Below are 24,048 nucleotides of genomic sequence, written 5' to 3' on the forward strand. Positions count from 1 at the left end.
GATTAAATGCAGCAAACTGGCGCGACGGGAATTGGGTTTGGCTTAAATAGCGATGTAAGCGTTATGAGAAACGCTCTCGATAAGCTTTTATTACAGCAACTCGCAAACATTTTGCGGCGGTCTTGCCAAAACTGCGCGGTCGCCGCGAACCACAATCGGGCGTTGCATTAAATCCGGGTGCGCAATCATTAACGCAATCAATTCGTCTTCGGAAATTTCATCCGGTTTGATATTCAAGGCGCGAAACACATCTTCGCCTTTGCGCAATAAATCTTTGGCAGGAATGCCGAGTTTAGCAATCAACTGACGCAATTCATCCTTCGTTAAAGGCGTCTCGTAATAATTGACGGATTCAAAGGTTTCGCCGCTTTCGTTTAAAATCGCCAGCGCCTCGCGACACTTGCTACAGGTCGGCTTTTGATAGATGGTAATCTTTTCGCTCATAGATTTTCTCCTCGCAGGGATATTAGCATAGGCAAATCCTGCACAACAGAATGAAGCAATTTAAATTCGGATTATGATATATTCTCAGCCAAATGATGACCAAAAAAAATCAAACACTGGAAGCCGAACTCAAGCAACTTAGAGAAGAGATACGTTATCACGATGAACGGTATTATCTTCACAGCGACCCGGAAATCAGCGATTTTGAATATGACCAGTTGATGAATCGCTTGAAAGCCATTGAAGCCGAACACCCGCAACTCATCACCCCCGATTCGCCAACGCAGCGCGTATCGGGTCGCCCTGCCGAAGGCTTCGTTGAATATCGCCATCGTCGCCCGATGCTCTCGCTCGATAATACTTATTCGATGGATGATTTGCGCGAATGGGATAAGCGGGTGCGCAAAGGCGTCGGATTGGAGCAGGTCGAGTATGTTACCGAATTGAAAATTGATGGGTTGAGTATTTCAGCGATATATGAAAAAAATCGTTTGACGCGCGGCGTGACCCGCGGCGACGGTGTGGTTGGCGATGATGTCACGCAAAATATTCGCACCATCCGCTCATTGCCCTTACGCATTCGCGAAGAGGCTTTTCAGCAACCTACAGGTACAAAAAAAGAGAAACCGCCGCTTGCTCAACCCTCACTTTTCGGCAATCCTGAAACCGGCGAATCGTTGAAAAAATCCGGTAAAACACCTGACCCTTCACATCAAAGCGCAATTCCAGAGCCTGATGAAATCGAAGTGCGCGGGGAAGTCTATTTGCCCAATGAATCATTTCGGAAAATCAATGAAGCGCGTGCCGAACAAGGGTTGCAACTGTTTGCCAATCCGCGCAACGCTGCATCGGGCACCATGAAATTACTCGATTCTAAAACCGTTGCCGAACGCCAGCTTGACCTCTTCTGCTATGACCTGTTGTTTGACGGGCGAAAACCGTTTGCCTCGCACTGGCAGGCGCTCGAATGGCTGGTCAATGCCGGATTCAGGGTCAACGATGCACGCGCCTTATGCGATTCGATTGATGAAGTGGTTCAATATTGCGAAACCTGGGGCGAAAAACGCGACGCGCTTGGTTATGAAATTGACGGCGTAGTGGTCAAAGTCAACAAAGTCGCTTTGCAGGACGAACTCGGCTCAACCTCAAAAGCGCCGCGCTGGGCTGTGGCATACAAATATCCTGCCAGGCAGGCGACAACCAAACTGTTAGGCATCACTGTACAGGTCGGGCGCATCGGGACGCTCACACCGGTTGCCGAACTCGAGCCGGTATTTTTGGCGGGCACAACCGTCTCGCGCGCGTCTCTGCATAACGATGAACAGATTAAACGACTCGGCGTAAAAATCGGCGATTATGTGCTGGTTGAAAAGAGCGGGGAAATCATTCCGCAGGTCGTCAAAGTCGTTGAATCGAAACGCACGGGCAGAGAACGCGAGCTTCAGGATTTCGTGATGCCAAAAGATTGTCCTGCCTGCGGTGAACCGGTGGTTCGTCAACCCGGTGAAGTTGCCTGGCGATGTGTCAATGCCACCTGTCCTGCGAAAATCAAAGCCGGACTCAAACAGTTTGCCTCGCGTCCGGCTATGCGCATCGAAGGACTCGGCGAATCGTTGATTGAACAACTCACCTCCAACCGCTTGATTGATGGGCAAACTCTGCCACCGCTGGTGCGCGATTTTGCAGACCTCTATCATCTCAGCGAACGTCGCGATGAATTTCTCGCGCTTGAACGAATGGGCGCGAAATCCGTTGATAATCTGCTCGAACAAATCGAAGCGAGTAAGCAAAATGATTTTCACCGATTGCTGTTTGGACTCGGCATTCGCCACGTTGGTGAACGCACGGCGAAAATTTTAGCGGGTAACTTTGCGTCGATTGATGAATTGATGAATGCCAGTCAAAGCCAGCTTTCCAGTATTTTTGAAATCGGCAGTGTGGTTGCCGCAGCCATCGTTGAGTGGTTTAATGAATCGCGCAATCGCGATTTGATTGCCCGCTTAAAAGAAGCAGGCGTGAACCTGAAAGCGGCTACAGGAGCCAAAAGCGGGGCAGCGGCATCAAGAAAACTTGAAGGCAAACAATTCGTCTTAACCGGGAAATTGCCGACCCTTTCGCGTGACGAAGCGCGGCAGATGATTGAATCGGCGGGCGGGCGCGTAACCAGTTCAGTAACCAAAAAGACAAATTTTGTAGTCGTCGGTGAAGAAGCCGGATCGAAACTCGATAAAGCGAAAGAACTGGGCATCACTCTGCTGGATGAAGAATCGTTGTTGGAAATGCTGGCTTGAGTCAATCGCAAACATCGGATTGCAAATCCAACGGAAATGTCGGCTTTTGCAAAACGGTCTTTGACTGACTCTCAACCTTTTCATTTTTCAGACTGAAAATTTTATCGGAGGCGATAACGGAAAGTTGAACACGGAGATTTATGACGTAGAACTCATTGATGTCAGTAAACGATTTGGCGCGACCCTCGCTGCAAAAAATGTTTCTTTACAGATTCACGCAGGCGAATTTATTACCTTGCTTGGGCCATCGGGTTGCGGCAAAACTACGCTGCTCAGGATGATTGCAGGATTTGAATACCCCGATGACGGTCAAGTCATCTTTCGCGGCAAAGATATTACCCACCTGCCACCATACAAGCGCGATGTGACGACGGTCTTTCAGCAATATGCACTGTTTCCGCATCTGGATGTTTTTCACAATATCGCCTTCGGATTGGAACGCCAGAAAAAAACACGCGAAGAGATTAAACGCCGCGTCAGTGAGGCGCTTGAAATGGTGCGCCTCGAAGGTTTGGAAAATCGCAGACCGAATGAACTATCGGGCGGACAACAGCAGCGGGTGGCGCTGGCTCGGGCTTTGGTGATGGAACCGAAAGTCCTGCTTCTCGACGAACCGCTCGCGGCGCTCGATTTGAAACTGCGGAAACAGATGCAGGAAGAGTTGAAACGCTTGCAGCGCAGGCTTGGCATCAGCTTTGTTTTTGTTACTCACGACCAGGAAGAGGCATTGACCATGAGCGACCGTGTCGTGGTAATGAACGCCGGCGTCATCGAACAGATGGGCTTGCCGCAGGAGATTTATGAACGTCCGCAGACCGAATTTGTCGCGAGTTTTATTGGTGATTCCAACATTTTGGAAGGCGCAATTGAATCGACAACTCATGAAGTCTCGGTTATCAACATTCATAACGCGAAGTTTTCAGTTAAGGGGAATGGTTTCAAACCGGGCGATAAAGTGCGGGTGATGATTCGCCCGGAAAAAATCAAATTGTCGGGAAATGGAAGCGGCATTCTGCAAGGCAAAGTCGAATCCGCGATGTATTTGGGCGAAAGCACGCAATGGAAGGTGACGATTCACGACGGGCAGCAGTTAATGGTGCTGGAACAAAACAGCGAGCCTGCCGAAGCTATAGAGAATCGCATCGGCAGGGATGTCATGCTCAACTGGGAAAGTGAAAGCGCGGTGTTATTGCGAAGGTGATTTCGAGGCTTGGTAAAGTGAGGCGACCGGAAATTGAATGCGCAAAAAAAATCCCTGTGGCATATCGAACTCAAAAAATTGTTAGCATTTGCCGCGCTATTTCACGTCACGATTACCTTGATTATTTTTCTCGCCGGTCGATTCAACCTGTTGCCAAACCTGTTTGATGGAAACGGTACGATTCAAGATTCCGACAGCCAATCCTACCTGGCAACGCTGGTGCAAATAAACAATTCAACCGGCGACCAAGGCATCTCAGGGTTATGGTCAAATCAGAATTCCGCGCCGGTGAATTTTTATATCTTGCCATTTGTTATTTTCAGCAAAGTTTTTGGCGCAAATATTTTAAGCATCGAATTGCTGAATGTGGCGATTTATCTGGGAATTTTGGCGATTGTATTCAAATTGACGGAACAATTATTTGCAAGAAGAGCAGCGATTGTCGCAACTCTTACGGTCGGGCTTTTGCCGTCGCTGCTGATTCATACGACGCAAATTTTACGCGACCCGGCGTTTATCTTTGCAACGCTTTTGCTGATTTTCATCTTTGCCAATCTGCTTGATGAAGAATTGAATTGGCGTCGCGCAATCGTGATTTTGTTTATCGGGTGCGCCACGGTCTACGCGCTTTCAATCATTCGCGACAATATGTGGGAACTCACTTTGGCGTTGATTGGTCTTGGCGTAGTGATGCTCACGTTGCGGCAAATCATCGAACGGCGATTTTTATTGTTCAATAGTGCCATTGCCGTTATTTTGCTGGTTGTGGCGATCAGCATTGAACACGATTATCGAACGACGGCGGTTTCAACCGGTGATTTGAATGCCGTTTCACAAAGCGATTCGCCAGCGGTCAGCAATTCGCCAGCGGTGACAAACAATTCGCAGGAAGACAGTCAATCAACTGCTCAAAAGAAAAATCTATTTGCCGCATTGATTTTAAGAGCCTGCGCGATTCGCAATCGCATGGCGATGCGTTACCGGAATGATGGTTCAACCATAGATGCGGAGGTGAGGTTTTCGGGCTGGCGCGATTTGCTGGGTTATTCGCCGCGAGCCTTATTTATTGGGCTTTTTGCGCCGTTTCCCGATATGTGGTTGTCGCCATCGAAAAGCATCGGGGCGGGCGCAAGACTCTTGAGCGGTATTGAAACTTTAGTTATGTATGTCGTTGAAATTTTCGCTATGCTGGCGGTTTACCGAAACCGAAAAAAACAATCGGTATGGTTTTTATTGCTGGCGGCATTGCTTGGAGTGATGACGCTCGGTATGTTTTTAGTCAACGTGGGCGGACTCTATCGCGCCCGCTATGGGTTCTGGATATTGTTCATCATTCTGGGTTCAAAAGTGTTGGCTGATTGGTTCAAAACCTCCGCTCAATTGTTAGTGAATTCGCATGGCTGAAAGAGCAAAAAAGAAAATCGGCGTTTATTTATTGGCTCCAAGCGTCATCTGGTTGGTGCTGTTCATCGTCGCGCCGATTGTCATTGTGGTGATTGTCAGTTTTGCCACGCGCGGCGCATACGGCAAGACGATTTACGATTTTACCATTGGCAATTATTTGCGCGCTTTTGACACGCTCTATCTGCCGGCTTATTGGCGAACCATCTGGATTGCCTTTTTAACCACGGTTTTGTGTGTAGCAATCAGTTACCCGGTGGCGTACTTCATTGCGCTACGCGCGCCTGAACGTTGGAAACGCATTTTACTGGTGCTCACGGTGATTCCGTTCTGGACAAGTTTTTTGATTCGCACCTATGCCTGGATGTTGCTGCTCAGAAACGAAGGGCTGATCAATTCGGTGTTGCTGCAAAGCGGTTTGGTACACGAACCATTGAAATTGCTGTACAACGATTTTGCCATTCTGGTCGGACAGGTTTACGGCGAATTGCCGTTTATGATTTTGCCAATTTATGTGGCGCTCGAACGTTTGGACACCAGACTATTGGAAGCGGCGCAAGATTTAGGCGCAACCCGGTTGTGGACGTTTATAAAAGTGACCTTGCCGCTTTCTAAACCCGGATTGATTGCCGGCATTGTGTTGGTGTTCATTCCTTCGCTTGGGGCATTCATTACCCCGGATTTACTGGGCGGCGCGAAATCCATCATGATTGGCAACCTGATTCAAAATCAATTCATTCAACTCAATCAACCGTTTGGTTCGGCGCTATCGTTATTACTGACGCTTGCGGTTTTCGTGTTGCTGGCGATTGCTTTTCGCGCCGGTTTAAAGGCGAGTGAATTGTCGTGATGGTTAAAAGCTTGGTTGGTGAATAACAAATTTCTTGATATTATCTGTTCTCCCCTTGAAATAGCCCCATCTGAATGCTATCCACTTGGGTCGAATCGACATTTTTTAGGAATCATTCATGAATATCGTAGGAATAACCGGACAGGAAAAAGATGCTGCGGCTGCATTGATTCGTGATGGGAAAGTGATTGCCGCCATCGAAGAAGAAAAATTATCTCGCGTTCGCCACATCGGAATGAGTTATGCAGGGGGATTGCCCGTGCAGGCGATTGAATTTTGTTTGCAACGCGGCGGCATTAGCTTTTCGGAAATTGATTACGTCGCCTATTATCTCGAACCGCAAAAACTCTTTCATCGCGAAATGGCTTTTCGCGCTACCCATGCCAACAGTTCACACACTGCGCCATCCGCAGAAGCTGTCCCCGATTATTTTGTCGAAACGCTAAATGGGTTACGCGAACGTTTGAAGACTCGCCAGATAGTTGAAGAAAAGCTTGCAGGGCGCGGCAAATTCATTGAAGTCAACCATCAAATGGCGCACGCCGCCAGCGCTTTTTTCGCGTCGGGCTTTGAACGCGCTGCCATCATCGTTGCCAACAACCGTGGCGATATGACTTCGACTTCGCTCATGGTTGGACGCGGCGCGCAGATTGAAACCCTTGCCGAAGCCGAGTATCCGCAATCCATCGGCGCGGTGTATTCGGCGCTCACCGAGGCGCTCGGTTTTGGCGATGAATGTCATAAAACCAAGTGGTTGGCAACGACAGGAAAAACCCGTTACCTTGAGCTATTTCAAAAAGTGTTGAAGGTGAAAAAGAGCGGCTTGCCCGGAGTCAATCTCGATTATTTCAATATCACCGGCAAAGGTCGTCCGGCTTTTTCAGACCTGTTTTATGAAGCCAGCAAATTTAAACCGCGCGCCAAAGATGAACCCATCGGACAAATTCATCGCGACCTGGCTGCAAGCCTTCAAGCGCACCTGGAAAATGTTCTCTGTGAAATTGCCGCGCGACACCGCGAGAAAACCGGCGAAGAGAATTTGTGTTTAGCCGGTGGGGTTGCGCTGAACAGTCTGGCGATTTCGGCAATCGAACGTCGCGCCGGGTTCAAGCGCGTCTTTGTACAACCGGCGGCAGGCAATGTCGGTTGTGCGATTGGCGCGGCGCTGCAAGTCTGGCATCAGAATTTAAATCACCCGGAAAGAAACTATGAAATGCGTCACCTGTTTCTGGGTCCGCAATTTAATGATGAAGAAATCAAAAGCATTCTCGATAACTGTAAAATCGGTTATGAATATTTTTTAACCGAAGATAAATTGATTGCCGAGGTCGCAAGGCTTCTGCATCAAGGCAAAATCATCGGCTGGTTTCGCGGCGCAATGGAATTTGGCGGCAGAGCCTTGGGCAACCGTTCGATTCTCGCTTCACCGGCGAACGAATTGATGCGCGATAATTTGAATACTTTTATTAAACATCGCGAAGATTTTCGCCCGTTTTCCGCAGCCGTTCCTGTTGAACGCATCAATGAGTTTTGCGAACCGAGCGATTTACAACGCTTTCTGGAAGGCGTAAGCCGGGTTCGTGAAGGCAAGCGCGCTTTGATTCCCGCTGTGGTGTTTGGCGAAGGGTTGGCGCGTATGCACAGCGTCAGCCGCAAAGACAATCCGGCGTTTTGGAAATTGCTGGTGAAATTCGGTGAGACCGGCGATGTGCCGGTGTTGATTAACACGTCATTCAATCTGTTTGGCGAACCGGTCGTGTCAACTCCGCGTGAAGCGGTGCGCGGATTTTATTGTTCGGGAATCGATTGTCTGGCGATTGGCAATTTTTTGATCAAAAAGTGATTCGCAACTATGCAAGCACTGATTGAAAAAGCGGTTTTAAATCGCGGCGTTAAACACTCGTTGAACGAGCGGGCTTTGACCGCGGCAGTGAACTTTTAGGATTGGAATACCCAAGCGGTTATTGCTTTACTGAATTGATACCTGAAGCAGCACACTGAAAATTATGGCGAGCAAACAATATTTGGTAACTGGCGGAGCGGGTTTTATCGGTAGTCATATTGTCGAACGATTGGTGCGCGATGGACAAAGCGTGCGCGTGCTGGATGATTTCAGCGCCGGTAAAGACGAAAATCTTGCGCCCTTTAAAGATGATGTTGAAATCATTCGCGGCGATATACGTGATGTTCAAATGGTCTCTGATGCCATGAAAAATGTTGAAGTGGTGTTTCACGAAGCGGCGCTCGGTTCGGTGCCGCGTTCGGTCGCAGACCCTGTGACGACGCACGAAGTCAACATCACCGGCACGCTCAATGTCCTGCTTGCGGCGCGCGATGCGGGGGTACGGCGCGTGGTCTTTGCTTCGAGTTCATCAGTTTATGGCGAGACGCCGGAACTGCCCAAACATGAAAGAATGCAACCGCAACCGCTGTCGCCTTATGCGCTGTCGAAACTGACGGGCGAATACTACATTAAAGTCTTCCAACAGGTTTATGGCTTTGAAGCGGTGGCATTGCGTTACTTTAATATTTTCGGTCCCCGGCAAGACCCCGAATCGCATTACGCGGCGGTGATTCCCAAATTTGCTACGGCATTGATTCAGGGCGAACGTCCGACGATTTTTGGCGACGGGTTGCAATCGCGCGATTTCACTTACGTTGAAAATGTGGTCGAAGCGAACCTCCTGGCATCGGAAGCCGAAGGTGTAGCCGGGCAATATTTCAATGTCGCGTGTGGTGGTCGCTATACGTTGCTTGAGCTGTTAAATCTGATGAAAGCGCATCTCGGAAGCGACGTTGAACCGATTCACGAAGCGGCGCGCACCGGTGATGTGCGTGATTCACAAGCCTCAATCGAAGCGGCTGAAAAATCTCTCGGCTACCGCATTCTGGTTGATTTCAATGAAGGCTTGCGCCGAACTGTTGAATGGTATCGTGATGAATCTAAATAATCAATAATTCAGTAGCCTCATTATAAGTTGTTCATAGTTATTACCCACTTGTAAAATATCTCCTGCCTTTCTGCTGAAGTATAAAGGATGAGAATAAGTTGGCTGATTCAAGAAAAGCTAATTATTTAAATTAATGGTTCCTGACAGTAATCGATTTCGATGAGAATTAATTTTGCCTTGAAGCAAAAAGATGAATACCCACCGATAGATTTTGCCATACTTACGGCAATAGAAATTGAACGTAAAGCCGTTTGTGAAGCTTTTGAATTAAGTGACAAGCATAGGATTCAAAGGAGAGGTCGATGGTATTGGCGAGGAAGGGTTGAATTAGAAAATGGATATTTTTACGAAATAGTCGTTACTCAGCCTACGGATATGTCTAATATTCCTATGGCTCTTTTAACTCAAGAAGTAATTGAACATTGGGAGCCTCAAGCGTTGCTATTAGCAGGAATTGCCGCGGCTGCAAGTAATAAGGTTGGTTTAGGAGACATTATTTTAGGAAGACAAATTTATTACTATGAAAGAGGAAAAATAACACCAACTGGTAAATCTCCAGAGCCAATTATAGTTGAAACCGACGTAATACTACTAGATGCGGCAATAAAAAGTTTGGAATGGACATGTAATCTCACTACTTCAAGACCAGATAATAAAAATACCATTCCTCAAATTCATGTCGGAGCAATTGCTTGTGGAGAGAAAGTAATAGCAGACAAATCTACTCGTAAACTAATTGCTGAGCCAAATCGCAAAATATTAGCGATTGAAATGGAAAGCTATGGGTTTGCAGAAGCTGTTCGACAAAGCTTGCTCAGACCCCGCTTTCTAGTTATCAGGTCAATATGTGACAGAGCTGATCCTAAGAAAAATGATAAATGGCATTCGTATGCAGCAGCCGCAGTTGCAAGTTTTGTAAAACATTACATCAAGGGAAGACCTCTTGAACCTAGAAGCTTTGAAACAATAGATGAAAAGCTTAAAAGTATCACCTCACATAGTACATCTGAATCGCTTTATGAAAAACCTTTAGATACCAATTTGATTAGCAATAATTTATCAGAAGAAGTGAAAGGCTCCGTAAATGCTGTTGATTCGCAACTGGAAGACTTGGTCTCTGCCCTTTCTCAAGAAAAAGATGAAAGGATTGATGAAATTCGCGAGAAATTTAAAGCGGGAAAAGTACGCGATGCTTATAACCTCCTTCAAGAAATGCAAAATGAATCCAGCTGGAAGTTACTTCATTCCTCTGTCAGAGCTAAGGCGCTAAGGGCGATGGTTTCATTTACTTTAGATATAGAAGATGATTTTGATAAAGCTAAAGATTATGCCAGCCAAGCAAGAGAGCTTGCCCCCCAATACGATGATAGCAACGTTCGAGCGTTACTTCTTTACTATGACCAAAAAATTTTAGAAGCTCTGCATGAAGTTACAAATCCCAAAACTACGGATGCCTTCAATCTGAAAGTTCATTTTCTCTTAATTTTGGGACGTGTTGATGAAGCTTTTAATTGCTTAGAAAAATTGCCATCTGAAATCATACCTGACATAGAAACAAAACGACTCAAGGCATTAGCACTGATTATTAAAGGAGAATTACAAGAAGCAGAAAATGAATTGCGTGAGGTTATTTCTCAATCTCCTCATCGAGATAGCGTTCAAGCATTATCGGCAATTTTGGATTATTTTTCTGGGCTTTCACCTGCTGTAGTGCCGAAGCATCTTGTCAATCGCCCTGAACCAATGGATTGGACACTCGTAAAACAGGACGAGCAAAGCCAAGAACGGTTTCGTATAGCCGAACAAAAGTTCCTCAACCTGATAACAAATACACAAAGGGATGAAGGCTATAAAGAATCTCTGGAAATTTGGAGGTTAGCTTGTTTAGCAAACGATTTGACAAGGCAGGAAGAAGCAATCACCTTTTGTAAAGAACTTTTATTAAAAGACCCTGCAAATCACCATGCATTAATTTGGGCAATCGTTCGTGACTTCAACATTGATTTATCTGTAAGTGAGGATGCTTTACGACGAAGCATTTTAGGGGAAAGTGAGGATGCGGACAAGGATGCTTCTATTGCCGAAAAAATAATTGTTTTGATTGTTCTTTATAGGAAATCTGGAAGGACAGGTGAGGCTCTTGAATTACTCGAACAACAAAAAGAACTTTTCAAGGATATTGGCGCAGAAAATCGTTGGGCTTTTTGGAAAAGTCAAATTTTAGTTCTTAGCGATCAACCTGAGAAAGCGATCACCTTAGCAACTCGAATAAACGATGAAGCCATCCGTAGAAGGACTACAGCAATGGCTTTGCAAGCCATTGCTGCTCGAACAAATGATTGGCAACCATATTTTGAATATCTTGAGGAATGCTACAGGGAAACAGGTGGAGGGGATTACCTGTTTGAATTATGTTATCTTAAAGCAAAACAAAATGACTGGATTTATATATTACATTACATTCCTGATCTGATTGAGCGGGTTAGTACCCCCTATGCTATACACCTCGCAGCTACTTCGTTGTGGTATGCAAATGCCCCTGAAAAGGCGTTGGAATTATTAGACGCTCACATACATAAATTCCCGAAGGGGATTTTGCCAAGTGAAACTTGGCGTTTAAGAATTCATTGTCAAGTTAAAACAGGGAATTTATCCTCTGCAATCAAGGATGCTGAAGGATTAGTACATGAAGATGACTCGACTGAAAATCTTATTACCTTGCTTGAAATCTTGCGACAAGTGGGTGACATCAAAGGACTGCTCCTTGTAGCGCGCAGAATAATCAATCGCGAAGACGTGAATCCAAGAAATCTGATTTATACGGCAAGGTTGGTAAAGCTCGAAGACATAAATTTAGCAAAAGATTTTTGGCATCGTGCGAAGGAACGTGCAATTTTTGAAGACCCGGACTTTGTTGCCAACCTGATTATGCAAGGGTTTGAGTTAGGTTTGGAAGAGGAAGTCGGCCCACTCTTTTTGTATATGCAAAAGTTTGCAGAAAAGGGCGAAGGTCCGATGCGTGTTTACGATATTGTGCAAGTTAGCGATTGGTCACAAAAACGAACAAAATTCTTAGAGGAAGTTTGGGAAAATTATTCCAGAGGAAACATACCAATACATTTTCTGGCTAATCAGCAAAACATCCCTATGGTGAATTTTTTCCATGGGATTCCAGAAAATAACCGCACCAACCCTGATCCAATTCGACAGCCAATTATTTTCGCCAGGCATGGGGGGAAAATTGTAAACAGATTTGTTGCCGAGAATTCACGAGGTTGGCGGCTCCATCTTGATATAACCTCTTTAATACTCGCAGCAGACTTGGGTATTCTTGACAAACTAGAGCAACAGTTTAGCCCTATACGCATTTCAAAAGAAGTTCCGCATTCGCTTCGCGATCAACAAGAGAAGTTAAAGCCTCATCAACCAACTCGAATTTTAAACAATAAAAATATCTTGAAGTTGTTGGAGCAGAAAAGACTCAAACCTTTTCCAGATGAAGCTAACACATTCGAGGGACGTAACGCACTGTCTCAACAGCTCGGACAACTCTGGGCATGGGCTTTTGCAAAATCCCATGAGGTAAATGGATGTGTTGTGGATTTTTTGCCATTGACTAAATGGAATTCATTCAAAGAGATTGTGAGCCTTTCGGACGAAGAGAAAAAATATGTCATCAACTGCCGCACTTTAGTGGAAAGCTTAAAAGGAAAGTTATCTATTACTAATTATGAAAAAACCTTAAACAAACTTGGACAAGAAGGCACAAAAACTATTCTCCCTGATTTGCCGCCGCTCGGCAGCCCTCTCTTTTTAGTGAAAAATATAGCTGATGTGTTAGTGGGGGCAAATCTGTTAGAAATCGTTTGTGATAATTTTCAGGTTTTTGTTGACCCAACACATATTCAGTATGTCAAAGGTGAAAATTCAGAGAATGAGCGACGCGCCGAACTTGAGGAATGGTTAAAAAGCCGGGCTGATAGATTAAGTTTAGGCTTGCAAAATGGATTATATGAATTTGTTGTTCCATTGCGAGTAGAAGAAGTTGATGGGGGTACAGAAGAACCTGAAATAAATGATTTAGATTTTAACTCTGTTAAAGATATGCTGGCGTATCCACCTCATGAAGGTGATGTCTTCTGCATTGATGACCGCTTTGTTAATAGCTATTCCCGTAGAGACAATGTGCCAATCATCGGAATGAATGAGATTCTGTTAGCCCTCTTCTTGAAAAACGAAATAAGCGAATCTGAATTTTACGAAAAGCTTTTGCGGTTACGTGCAGGAAACTTCCGCTACATACCTATCAACAGTAAAGAAATTCTGTACCATTTGAGCAAAGCTTCAGTTAGTGATGGTGTACTTATTGAGACTAAAGAATTGTCAATTATTCGCCGGTATTTGGCTGCATGTTTTCTTGATTCAGAACGCTTACAACGCCCCCCAATGCCAGAAGGTTCACCAAATCCATTTGGCGAAATGGCATTTGTTCAGGAAACAGTAAGTGCCATTAAACGTGCTATTGTTGCGGGATGGGTAGATGAAAGCGTAAGCCTTGATATAGCAGAAGCTCGTGCTGATTGGCTTTTAAATAATCTTTATACGGGTGCCTTTGGGGCATATCATCTAACATCATATTTTCATTCTCGTACCATAGACTCAGATATAAACCTATTAGGTTTGGATTTGAGCGAGTTTTTTATTCTTGGTAAAGGGATTTATTTGCAGACCAATATACGCGATTCAAGTCGCCGTAGGCATTTCTTTTTGTGGCTAGATAGTCGTTTAACATCGCGGCGCTTCAAATCTGACCCACAAACACTTATAGTCACAACAAATTGTCTCAAACAATTGGTTATTTCTTCCGAAGCAAGTAGAGTCAATAATAAGGAATCTGAGAAAATTATTCGCGCGATCACCCAAATATGGATTCTGGATTTGCCAGAAAGTCTAAGAAGAGGATTTGAAACTGATCCAAATATTCTTAATGATCTGGGGATTCAAACAAGCGCAATCCAAGAAATCGACTCCTATGTGTTTACCTTTAATCAATTTTGGACAAAATTTGAAAAAGTGATTAATGGACATGAAGTCCAGATAATTGCAAGGAACCCTCATACTAAATTAACCTTCATAAGGGTTGATAGCGAAAGGAAAGACAATGTTTTTATACAAGTAAAAAACGAAGCCGGAGAAGTAGTTGGACGCTGGACTAATCCTTTATGGAGATTGTTGTCTAAAGATAGGCGTGAAAGAGAAAAGTTATTAAGGATTAATAGGTTTTGGTTTGATTGCGATAAGGAGGTATTTGATAAAGAGACGAAAAAAATAGCATCCCTAAAGGTTGCGGTGAAACGAGTCGAGAGAGTTCTATCTTGGCAAAATAAATCAATGGAATTCTTTTATCAATCTCTTCATCAAAAATTGTTGGATATGTCCGAGTTTCAATGGGAAGATTTAATTCCTACAAATTTTGAAGGATTATTGCAGCATTATCGCCTGACGGAATTAAAAATTGCTGAAGAAGATTTTCCTACAGTATTGAGCAAATCGTCCCTGGCATTGTTAGAAGAAGAAGGACTTGTTTCAACGATTGAGCGGTTAGCTTGTTTACCTGTACAGATTCCTGAAAATGTAATCAAAGCTGTATCAATGTTGCCAAGTCAAGAACGGATTGCCTTAATTGAAGATTGCCTTGTTAGGTTTGGTTCTCCCGTGAGCATTCTCAATTTGATTGATATTGTGCTTCGTTCTGCACCGGATGATGAAGTCGCAATTAAACTTGCCCAAACCTGTTTGAGCGAGTTATGCGATGATGAGAAAGGAAAATTACAATTCCAACTCTTTAAAGAAATTTTAAGGTTTGTAAACGATGAGTTTGGATACAGCTATAGAAATGAAGCAATTTCTATAAAAAGTAGGCTTGCCATGATCTGGGCGCATACAAGCAGATTACATAATATCTTTCACTGTGCTGCCGCTATTCCAGATAAATTAGCGGAAGGATTTAAGAGACAGGATAGGCAGATGAGCTTAGAGATTGTGAATCGAGAACCATTGTATTGGAATGACATTTTGCATCCGTATAGGATTAACAGAACTCACATATTGGTTCACGGATTAACTGTATTGACTCAGGGTAAAAATTCTGAACTGCCCGATACGATAAGTGTTGCTGAGGTTATTAAGAGAATTCTATCGGGTTCAGACGAGGAGGCTAAATCTCCTTTAGCTGACTTATTCAATGATAGTGGTTTGAGGATGAATGCATTGAACTCTTATTTAGGCGGTGAAAGATTTGGGGGATTTTCTTGTGTGATAAAAGGTGAAGAAATAGAAATTCCTTCCTCAAATACTCTTCATGAAATAGTTCGTCAGGCGCTTGAAAATTTGAAGGAAAATCCAAATCAGAGTTATGAATGGATAAAAATTAATGCAATAGTTGGAGACTCACCAATTTACGAAGATTTACAAGATGATTTCATGAAATTTTTGGAAGATATAAATATCGAATCAATTTATAAAGTAGATACTGCTACAGCAAGAGTCGCCCTTCGCATTGCAGCAAGCCAACTAATTTATGAAGGTAAGGAAGAACTCCGCTCGCGGTTTGAAGAAAGCCTATTGCGTCTTATCAAATTTGAACTGGCTAATAATTCCGAAAAAGCTTTAAGCGAAAAACTTGATGAAGTTGAATTTTCGACGACGGATACTCTGAATACTGCTTTAATGCTTTCATCTAGAACAAGCGATTCCCAAACAATTAACAAACTGCTCTCCCAAATAATTTATATTAATCCGGGATTCGCTGATTACTTTGCTTATTTTAGTTTGAAATCTGTTTTAGAACTACCGGTTTCACAATTGCAAGGCTTATGGCAAGTGCTATTAACCTTGCGTGCTTGTAGCAAAAATGCACTGTGAGTATTTAGAAAACTATTTACGATGCAAGTGCATTCACATGCGCTCTGACGGTTTCGCCTAACGTATCAAGATTGTACCCACCTTCGAGCATTGAAATGACGCGACCTTTGGCGTGGCGTTCGGCAAGTTCCATCACTTCTTTGGTCATCTCGGCATAATCCGAATCTTCGAGCATCAAACCGCCGAGCGGGTCGCCGAGTCGTGAATCGAATCCTGCGGAAATAACAATTAAATCGGGCGAAAAATGATTCTCAATCAATTTCAAGGCTTCGGAAAATGCCTGACGATGTTCGCGCGCCGGGGTGTGTGCGTGAAGCGGGATATTTAGCGTTGTGCCTTCGCCTTTGCCTTCGCCGGTTTCGGTGCGCGCTCCCGTGCCCGGATAGTAAGGGTATTGATGCGTAGAAAAGAAAAAGACCGACGGGTCGCGATAGAAAATATCCTGTGTGCCATTGCCGTGATGCACATCCCAATCAATAATCAAAACTCGTTCGGCTCCGTATCGCGCCTGCGCATAACGCGCCCCGATGGCGACATTATTAAACAGACAAAAACCCATCGCTCGTCCGGGCGTGGCGTGATGACCGGGCGGGCGAACGAAGGCGAAAGCGTTTTGCGCTTCACCGGTCATCACCAGGTCAACCGCTTTGATGGCTGCGCCCGCCGCGAGTTTTGCGACATTGAATGAGCGTTGACAGATGACCGTATCCAAATCAATGAACGGCAATCCCCGGTCGCAAAAACTGCGAACCTGACCGAGCAATTGTTCGCTGTGACACCGCAGAATATCGTCATCGGTGGCTTCAACCGGCGAAAGTTTCTGCACGCGGCATTGCAGCGCGTCATCCTGCGCGAGCGCCGCAGAAATCGCCCTGAGCCTTGCGGCATTTTCAGGATGATGTCCGGTTTCATGTAATAAATAATCGGGCGTATAAATCAGGGCGGTGGTCATAAGCAGACATTTTAGGGAATAACCATTCATTCGTCATCAGACATTTGCGAAATTCAATAATTTTAAAACGCCAAGACACGATTGAATGGTTGAATGCCATAGACCCTCATAAAATCATAAGCTGAAACGTGGTTAGGCGAGACTTCGTAAGGGAGAATGCTGGAAAATTATTTCAAAAATAAAAATTCTGAAACCTTTTCAAAGCGTCTGTCACTTACAGAGCGAACTTAGGATGCAGAGGCAAATAAATAATGGCAGCCTTGAGGCTCGTAAGGACTGAAAATAGACGCGCTGAGATTTTGATGAATAGCTCAATGGAACTAATCGCGCGAGTTCGCAGCGGCGAAGATGACGCTTTCAGGCAGATTTTTGACCGCTACGCCAGACCTGTCATCAGCTTTATTTATGATATGGTCGGGCAGCGTGAACTCGCCGAAGAGTTGGCTCAGGAAACCTTTGTGCGCGCCTATAAAGGCATCCACGCGCTCAGGGATGACACCAAACTTTCGACGTGGTTATTTGGCATTGCCAAAAACGTGGCGCGTGAATCGCTGCGTTCGCGTTGGAAAGATAACAGCAAAGTTGAAATGGAAGACGATGGCGTAATGCAACTCAGTGATAAAGAGCTGTTGCCGGATGACCAGTTAATCAATAAAGAGTTGAATGGCGTAATTCACGAAGCCCTTGCCAAACTCGATGATGATAAACGCGAGGTCTTTACTTTGAAGGTCTTCCATCAACGCAGCTATGAAGAGATTGCCGAAATCACGGGCTTTTCCATTCCTAAGCTCAAAACGGATTTACATAGAGCGCGGGCTGAGATGCGACGCCGCATTCAACCCTACCTGGGAGTCGGTTATGAAATGTGAAGATTGCCTTGATGTAATCGAAGAATATTTTGACAGAGAGCTTGACGCCGAATCTTCAAACGAAGTTGCCGGGCATTTGAAAACCTGTGCGATGTGCAAAGAGGTTTTTGAATCGCTCAAACAGGAGCAGGTGATTTACGCCGCCTACAAACGCGAGGTTGAAGTAACGTCGGCGCTCTGGCAGGGCATTGAAGCGCGTATCAAGCAGGAAGCCGTTCAACCGGTCGTCGTGAAAGAATCGGTTGTCGAATCGGTCGGCGTGTTGGCGCGATTGCGAAACTTTTTTGTGGAAACGCTCCGCGCGCCGCGCATGAGTTTCGCGCTTGCCGCCGCACTGGTTATCGTCGCCGTTGGCATCACGGTTGTGGTGATGAATTACCTCAATTCGCGTTCGGGCAATCAACCAGCTTATACGGCGGGTGGCAATCCGCAGGTTGCGCCAACCCCTGCCCCGCAGAATCAACCGGGTAATAATGGGCAGGTTGCACAAAGTCCGTCACCGACTACGGATAATCCGGGAGAAGATAACCTTGCGCTTCCCAAGAAAGAATCGACTGAAATGGCTGGAAGACCGAAACTTGTGAAGGCTCCCATTGAAAAAGTCAATCCGGCGATGAATGCGCAGCCGTTAGTCAGCTCAAGCAAAACAGCGGAAAAATTGTTGCGCGATGCCGAACAGAAATATTTAGCCGCGATTACGATTTTGCAGCGCGATTACAACAAACGTCGCCCGCAACTGGATTCCGAATTCGTAGCCAAAATGGATGCGGCATTGAAAACCATTGATAATACGATTGCCGAGACTCGAAAGGCTGTGCAGAAAAACCCCGATGACCCGATTGCTTTGCAATATATGCTGACTGCCTATGCGAAAAAAGTCGAAGTCCTCAGAGGCGTCACGGGAAGTTAAGCTCAAGGAACAAGGTATGAGAACGAGAACATTATTTATTGCAATCCTCACACTGTTCACTTTGAACATCGTGGGCATTGCGCAACAAAATTCCGGTCAAGCGGTCATTCGTGAACGCAGCGTCAATCAAACGCGCGTTGAACGTGAAGACCTGAGACAAGGTCGCGAAGAACAACGCGAACGTCGTCGCAACCTGGAGGTCTGGAGCGATGACCGCGAACCCATGCAGGAAGCTGAAGTCGTTAAGCTCAAAGTCGAACGCGGCGGCAAAGTGGTGATTGAAAATTTTCACGGCGATGTGACCGTCAATGGCGCTGATGGCGAAATGTTGGAAGCCAAAGGCGAAGGCGATGACGACAAAGTGATGCTCGGCTATCGCGTCAGCGGCTCGACGGTTTTCATCAAACGCTCATTGCTGAAAGGTCAACACCGGGGCGGCGAAACCAACATTCAAGTTTCTTTACCGCGTTATGCGGGAGTGCAGGTTTCGGTCATCACCGGCACCGCGACGATTTCAAAAATTGACGGCGAAATCAAAGCCAATGTGGTGTCGGGCGATTTGGTATTGAACTGCGTGAAAGGGCAGGTGAAAGCCAATAGCGTCAGCGGCTCTGTTGAAATCAACGGCGCGACGGGCAATGTTGATGCCGAAGCCGTAAGCGGCGATGTCACCTTAAAAACCGAAATTCGCCTGAGCGGCGTTTACAACCTGAAATCCATGTCGGGCGATGTCGCGATGATGATGCCGGAAAAGAGCGCGGGGTTTACCGCAACGCTAACGACCTTTAATGGCGACCTCGAAACCGATTTTCCATTAAAGCTCGAATCGACCACCCAGACCAGTGGCATGAATCGGCGCATTGTCGGCAAATATGGCGACGGACAGGCGCGCGTCGTGCTCAATTCGTTTAACGGCACAGCATCCATCAAGAAAGCCACCGGCGCTTTCGATAATTGCAAATAAGCAAGGGCGAATCACAGCCGAATTCGCCGCTAACCGAGATTCCGCTTAGACGTAGTCTCTGACCTTGTTAGGCTGGGTGTCGGACGCTACGTCTAAGTGGAGCATATCAAGTTTTCTGAATTTAAGGAGAGGATAATGAACAAGAGATTTTCAATCGGGTTAACCCTCGCAGCATTCGTACTGGCTCTGATTCCGCACACCCTTGACGCAGCGGCGCAAAAAGATGGTCGCTGGTCTGATGACTTCCCGGAAAAAGATGAGATACATCAGACCTATCAACTTACCGGTGGCGCGCGCGTTGAAGTCAAAGGTATCAATGGCACTGTGGCTATTGAAACGGCATCCGGCAATACCGCAGAAGTTCACATCGTGCGTTCGGCGAGAACCAAAGACGACCTCAACTACGGAAAAGTGATTATCGAACACACGGGCAACAGCCTGGTGGTGCGCGGCGAAAATAAAAAAGAGCGCGGTGAATGGCGCGAAGGTAAAGATGTTCGTCAGCGCGTGATGTTGAAATTGCCCAGACAAATTGACCTGGCGGTAAACGGCATCAATGGTCGTGTCGGGGTGGGTGAAATCGAAGGGACGATCAACCTGAGCGGCATTAATGGTGGAGTCGATGTGGCGCAGGCGGCGAGCACGTCCGACATCAGCGGCATCAACGGCAAAGTGACCATCAACCTGATGCGCATGAGTGACCGTGGATTGAATATCAGCGGCATCAATGGCGGCGTGGAATTGCGTTTCAATGAAGAGATCAACGCGGATTTGGATGTCAGCGGCGTCAATGGCAATGTCGATTCGACGGACTTTCCGATGACCATTCAAGGGAAAATCGAACGCCACAGTTTCAAAGCCAAAATCGGCAACGGCGGTGCGCCGATCAATGTTTCGGGCGTCAATGGTCGCGTGAGATTGGTGCGCGCCGGTCGCGCCGGTTAATGCAATCAGTTCTCCTCCATTACTCACCTACCAAATCAAGTGCGTCGAATTGGAAACCAACCTTTTCAACTCGGCGCGCTTTTTTTAGCGAAAACCATCAACGAATTTTGTATCCGTCAAGTAGTACATTATGCCGCCTGAATTCTGATGTTATTTTCGCGAGCCGGTTAAATCATATTGAATATTTGCCTGACATCTGGTTTTTTATAAGCGACTGAAATTTAGGTGACCGGCTACAGGAAATATTGAATTTGAGGGAACAAACCTCGGAGTCGAACGTCTAATCTCAGGAAAGCCGGAACGCTGAAAATCAAACCCCTGTTTCAATGGCATTCCACATTCCGCTCCCAAAGGAAGATGAATGAAACGTTGTCTCTTGATGACCATCCTTTTGTTTGGGTTTTGCCTCATCGAAGCAAATGCCGTTCAGGATAATAACCCTTCGACAAAAAATGAACCCGCCACATCCGCGCCCGCCAAAGCCGATGAAAAGAGTTTGCGACCAACCGGAGCAAAGGCTGTGCTCAATCTGCCGATTGAGAAAATCAATCCGGTTCGCATTCCCAAATTTGAACAAGCGCCAGCCATTGACGGAAAGCTTGATGAAGCGATCTGGCAGCAGGCAGCCGTATTCAAAGATTTCTATCAAACCCATCCGGGCGATAACCTTGCGCCATCGCGCGACACGAAATTCATGATGGGTTACGACAGTAAAAATATTTATATAGCGGTTTACGCTTATGACGAGCCGGATAAAATCCGCGCCACTGTGGCGCAGCGCGACGGGATTTTAAATGAAGATAATTTACGAATCTTTCTCGATACCTTTAATGACCAGCGTCGCGCTTATGTGATTGGCTTCAACCCTTATGGCATACAGGCGGATGGCATTTTAACCGAAGGCGCGGGAACCGATTTCAACGTTGATATTGTCATGGAATCCAAAGGACAGATTGTTGCAGACGGCTGGACGGTCGAAGCGCGCATTCCATTCAAATCTTTGCGTTACACCGCTGGCAAAGGCAAAGCCTGGGGCTTCAATGTCTGGCGCAACATTGACCGATTCAATGATGAAATCGATTCGTGGATGCCGCTGTCGCGCGATAAAGTCGGGCAACTCAATCAAGCCGGACGCATCACCGGTTTTGAAGAAATCGCTACCGAACGCACCTTTGAAATTATCCCAAGCATCACGCTGGTCTCTGATGGGCGCAGAGTGCCGACGCTGCCGTTTTCAGCCATTCTGAACAATCCGACGCTTACCGACCCCGGCAGATTGGTGAATTCTCCGGTCAATTCGGACATTGGCTTAACCATGAAGTTTTCCATAACGCCTAACATCACCCTGGATGCAGCAATCAATCCCGATTTCGCGCAGGTCGAAGCCGATGCGCCGGTGGTCACCGCTAATCAACGCTTTCCGATTTTCTTTGCCGAAAAACGTCCGTTCTTTCTCGAAGGCATAGACATTTTCAGCACACCGATTCGCGCCGTGCATACGCGGGCGATTGTTGACCCGGATTATGCATTTAAAATTTCCGGTAAAGAAGGGCGCACCAGTTTCGGTTTGTTGCTTGCTTCGGATAACGCGCCCGGCAATTACAGCGATGAAGAGCGCAACGACCCCGATATATTGCCTACGATTAGCCGTTTTTTAGACAAGAATGCGTATATTGCGGTGGCGCGTTTAAAGCGTGACATCGGCAGGGAATCGAACCTCGGATTTTTGGCGACGAGTTATGATTTCATTGAAAAACATAATAAACTCGCGGGTTTTGACGGGCGCTTTCGTTTGGATAAGCAGACGACCTTCAGTTTTCAGGCGCTTGGCGCCACCTCACGAAATTTTTTCCGTGACATTGAAAATGACACGAATGTCTATCGCACAGGCAATGGACTTGGGTATCAATTCAATTTCAATCACAGTGAACGACATTTCGGTTATAACCTCAATGGCAGCGGGCGCACCCGCGATTATCGCGCCGATGTCGGCTTTGTTTTTCGCACCGATACGCATACCAACGGGGTGAATTGGAGTTATCGGTCTGACCCAGACCCGAAAGCCAGGCTGGTTTCGTGGAGCCTGTTTAACAATGCGACAATCAGTTACGACGGACAGGGGCGCTCGCAAAGCGCCGATAGCAGTGTGGATTTGAGTCTGGCATTTACCAAACAAAATTATATTGAAGTGAGTTACGTCAAATTCTACAGTCGCTTGTTTGAAGAAGAGTTCGGCGCAAAACGCAGTGTCACACGCGAGGGCGCATTTTTAGGCGCGCCGGAGCGTTCGACCAGCGGCAATGGACTATTCTTTAATTACTACACCAGTCCATCGCAAAAATATACAGCGACCTTTTCATTTAACCGAATCTGGAATGACTTTGATTTCGATTTTGGCGCAGGGGCGCGTTACCCGCGTGTAAGCCCTGCCGCCTTGCTTGACCCGAATGCGACGCTCGACCCCGGGGCAGCCAATGGCTGGTCATCTGAAGTTTCGTTCAACTATAAACCGACTGCGGCATTGGAAGTCGAGTTTGAATATAGTCGCAGTTCACTGAAGCGCAACGACACCAGTCACACAGTCTATGTGAGCAACATCTACACAACTTTTGCAAAATACCAGTTCACGCGATACCTCTATGCGCGGGCGATTGTGGATTATTCAACTCTGGAATCGCAGGTACGCGGGCAATATTTATTCGGCTGGACGCCCAATCCCGGAACCGCATTTTATTTCGGCTACAACGACGCGATGAATTACAACGGCTTCAGTCCGTTTACCGGTCATCTGGAACGCGGTTTTCGCCTGCAAAACCGGACATTCTTCATCAAAGCCTCGTACCTGTTCAGGAAAAGTATTTGAGCGACAAAGACAACCGGATAGTAATTTAAAATGATGGCAGGGAAACTGTAGACCAAATTGCACTGAATTTTATTCATCAAAGGAACCGATGATTTGAAGAAGGAAGGTGTCCACAAAATTCTGCCGCTCATTATCCCCTAAACAAAACCGTTTTATCTGAATGCCGGATAGCGCAAATTTTATTAAAAATTTTTAGAACGCTTGACAGCTCCCTCCCCCCATTGCGATATATCTTTACACGCTTGGATAATTTAAGTTAATCCTGATAGTAATCAGGGAAATAAAATAGAGACGATGTGGTTGATGTTGAACTGCAAGCTTGAGCTTTTCCCAGGGAGGTAAAGCAATGCGCCGCCAAAAACTCGCCTTTCTTGTCATCATTCTGTTGATGGGGATGGTCTTGCCCGGTCTGCTCCCGCCGTTTACGCAGACCAAAGCTTGGGCTTCAACCACACGCTTGATGGCTGACCCCTTGCTTCCGAA

14 protein-coding genes are annotated in these 24,048 nt (G+C 46.1%); 12 read left to right on the forward strand and 2 right to left on the reverse strand.

The window, feature by feature from the left end:
* Nucleotides 1–90 precede the first annotated feature (90 nt).
* Nucleotides 91–444 (reverse strand): arsenate reductase (glutaredoxin), encoded by a 354-nt coding sequence (gene arsC / locus AB1757_24900; GenBank protein MEW6130298.1) that lies wholly within the window; start codon nucleotides 442–444, stop codon nucleotides 91–93.
* 92 nt (nucleotides 445–536) lie between these two features.
* On the opposite strand from arsC, the gene ligA reads away from it, so the two are divergent.
* The 7 genes from ligA (at nucleotide 537) to AB1757_24935 (ending at nucleotide 16,062) form a co-directional block, all read left to right on the forward strand.
* Nucleotides 537–2,735, forward strand: coding sequence for an NAD-dependent DNA ligase LigA (gene ligA / locus AB1757_24905; protein ID MEW6130299.1), 2,199 nt, complete (start codon nucleotides 537–539; stop codon nucleotides 2,733–2,735).
* Between the two features lie 124 nt (nucleotides 2,736–2,859).
* The gene (locus tag AB1757_24910; GenBank protein MEW6130300.1) at nucleotides 2,860–3,936 is read left to right on the forward strand and encodes an ABC transporter ATP-binding protein; all 1,077 of its coding nucleotides are present in this window, start codon (nucleotides 2,860–2,862) and stop codon (nucleotides 3,934–3,936) included.
* Nucleotides 3,937–3,969: 33 nt separating this feature from the next.
* Nucleotides 3,970–5,340 (forward strand): hypothetical protein, encoded by a 1,371-nt coding sequence (locus AB1757_24915; protein MEW6130301.1) that lies wholly within the window; start codon nucleotides 3,970–3,972, stop codon nucleotides 5,338–5,340.
* A complete protein-coding gene (locus AB1757_24920) occupies nucleotides 5,333–6,187 on the forward strand; it encodes an ABC transporter permease (protein ID MEW6130302.1) in 855 nt (284 codons plus the stop codon). The genes AB1757_24915 and AB1757_24920 overlap by 8 nt, the downstream gene beginning before the upstream one ends.
* Before the next feature lie 118 nt (nucleotides 6,188–6,305).
* On the forward strand, nucleotides 6,306–8,030 hold the full coding sequence (locus AB1757_24925) for a carbamoyltransferase C-terminal domain-containing protein (GenBank protein MEW6130303.1): 1,725 nt from the start codon (nucleotides 6,306–6,308) through the stop codon (nucleotides 8,028–8,030).
* Nucleotides 8,031–8,193: 163 nt separating this feature from the next.
* Nucleotides 8,194–9,138, forward strand: coding sequence for an SDR family oxidoreductase (locus tag AB1757_24930; protein MEW6130304.1), 945 nt, complete (start codon nucleotides 8,194–8,196; stop codon nucleotides 9,136–9,138).
* A gap of 177 nt (nucleotides 9,139–9,315) precedes the next feature.
* Nucleotides 9,316–16,062: a hypothetical protein gene (locus tag AB1757_24935; protein ID MEW6130305.1), complete on the forward strand. Its 6,747-nt coding sequence runs from the start codon at nucleotides 9,316–9,318 to the stop codon at nucleotides 16,060–16,062.
* 16 nt (nucleotides 16,063–16,078) lie between these two features.
* Here AB1757_24935 and AB1757_24940 read toward each other — a convergent pair whose 3' ends face one another.
* The gene (locus AB1757_24940; GenBank protein ID MEW6130306.1) at nucleotides 16,079–17,044 is read right to left on the reverse strand and encodes a histone deacetylase; all 966 of its coding nucleotides are present in this window, start codon (nucleotides 17,042–17,044) and stop codon (nucleotides 16,079–16,081) included.
* Nucleotides 17,045–17,316: 272 nt separating this feature from the next.
* On the opposite strand from AB1757_24940, the gene AB1757_24945 reads away from it, so the two are divergent.
* The 5 genes from AB1757_24945 to AB1757_24965 all read left to right on the forward strand — a co-directional run bounded on the left by AB1757_24945 (nucleotide 17,317) and on the right by AB1757_24965 (nucleotide 23,565).
* The gene (locus tag AB1757_24945) at nucleotides 17,317–17,883 is read left to right on the forward strand and encodes a sigma-70 family RNA polymerase sigma factor (GenBank protein ID MEW6130307.1); all 567 of its coding nucleotides are present in this window, start codon (nucleotides 17,317–17,319) and stop codon (nucleotides 17,881–17,883) included.
* On the forward strand, nucleotides 17,873–18,793 hold the full coding sequence (locus AB1757_24950) for a zf-HC2 domain-containing protein (GenBank protein MEW6130308.1): 921 nt from the start codon (nucleotides 17,873–17,875) through the stop codon (nucleotides 18,791–18,793). Before AB1757_24945 ends, AB1757_24950 begins: the two co-directional genes overlap by 11 nt.
* Nucleotides 18,794–18,809: 16 nt before the next feature.
* Complete coding sequence (locus tag AB1757_24955) at nucleotides 18,810–19,757, forward strand: DUF4097 family beta strand repeat-containing protein (GenBank protein ID MEW6130309.1); 948 nt, start codon at nucleotides 18,810–18,812, stop codon at nucleotides 19,755–19,757.
* Between the two features lie 135 nt (nucleotides 19,758–19,892).
* Nucleotides 19,893–20,702: a hypothetical protein gene (locus AB1757_24960; protein ID MEW6130310.1), complete on the forward strand. Its 810-nt coding sequence runs from the start codon at nucleotides 19,893–19,895 to the stop codon at nucleotides 20,700–20,702.
* A 361-nt stretch (nucleotides 20,703–21,063) separates the two neighbouring features.
* Nucleotides 21,064–23,565, forward strand: coding sequence for a DUF5916 domain-containing protein (locus AB1757_24965; GenBank protein ID MEW6130311.1), 2,502 nt, complete (start codon nucleotides 21,064–21,066; stop codon nucleotides 23,563–23,565).
* Nucleotides 23,566–24,048 lie beyond the last annotated feature (483 nt).

It is taken from the genome of Acidobacteriota bacterium (assembly GCA_040754075.1).
Taxonomy (GTDB): domain Bacteria; phylum Acidobacteriota; class Blastocatellia; order UBA7656; family UBA7656; genus JBFMDH01.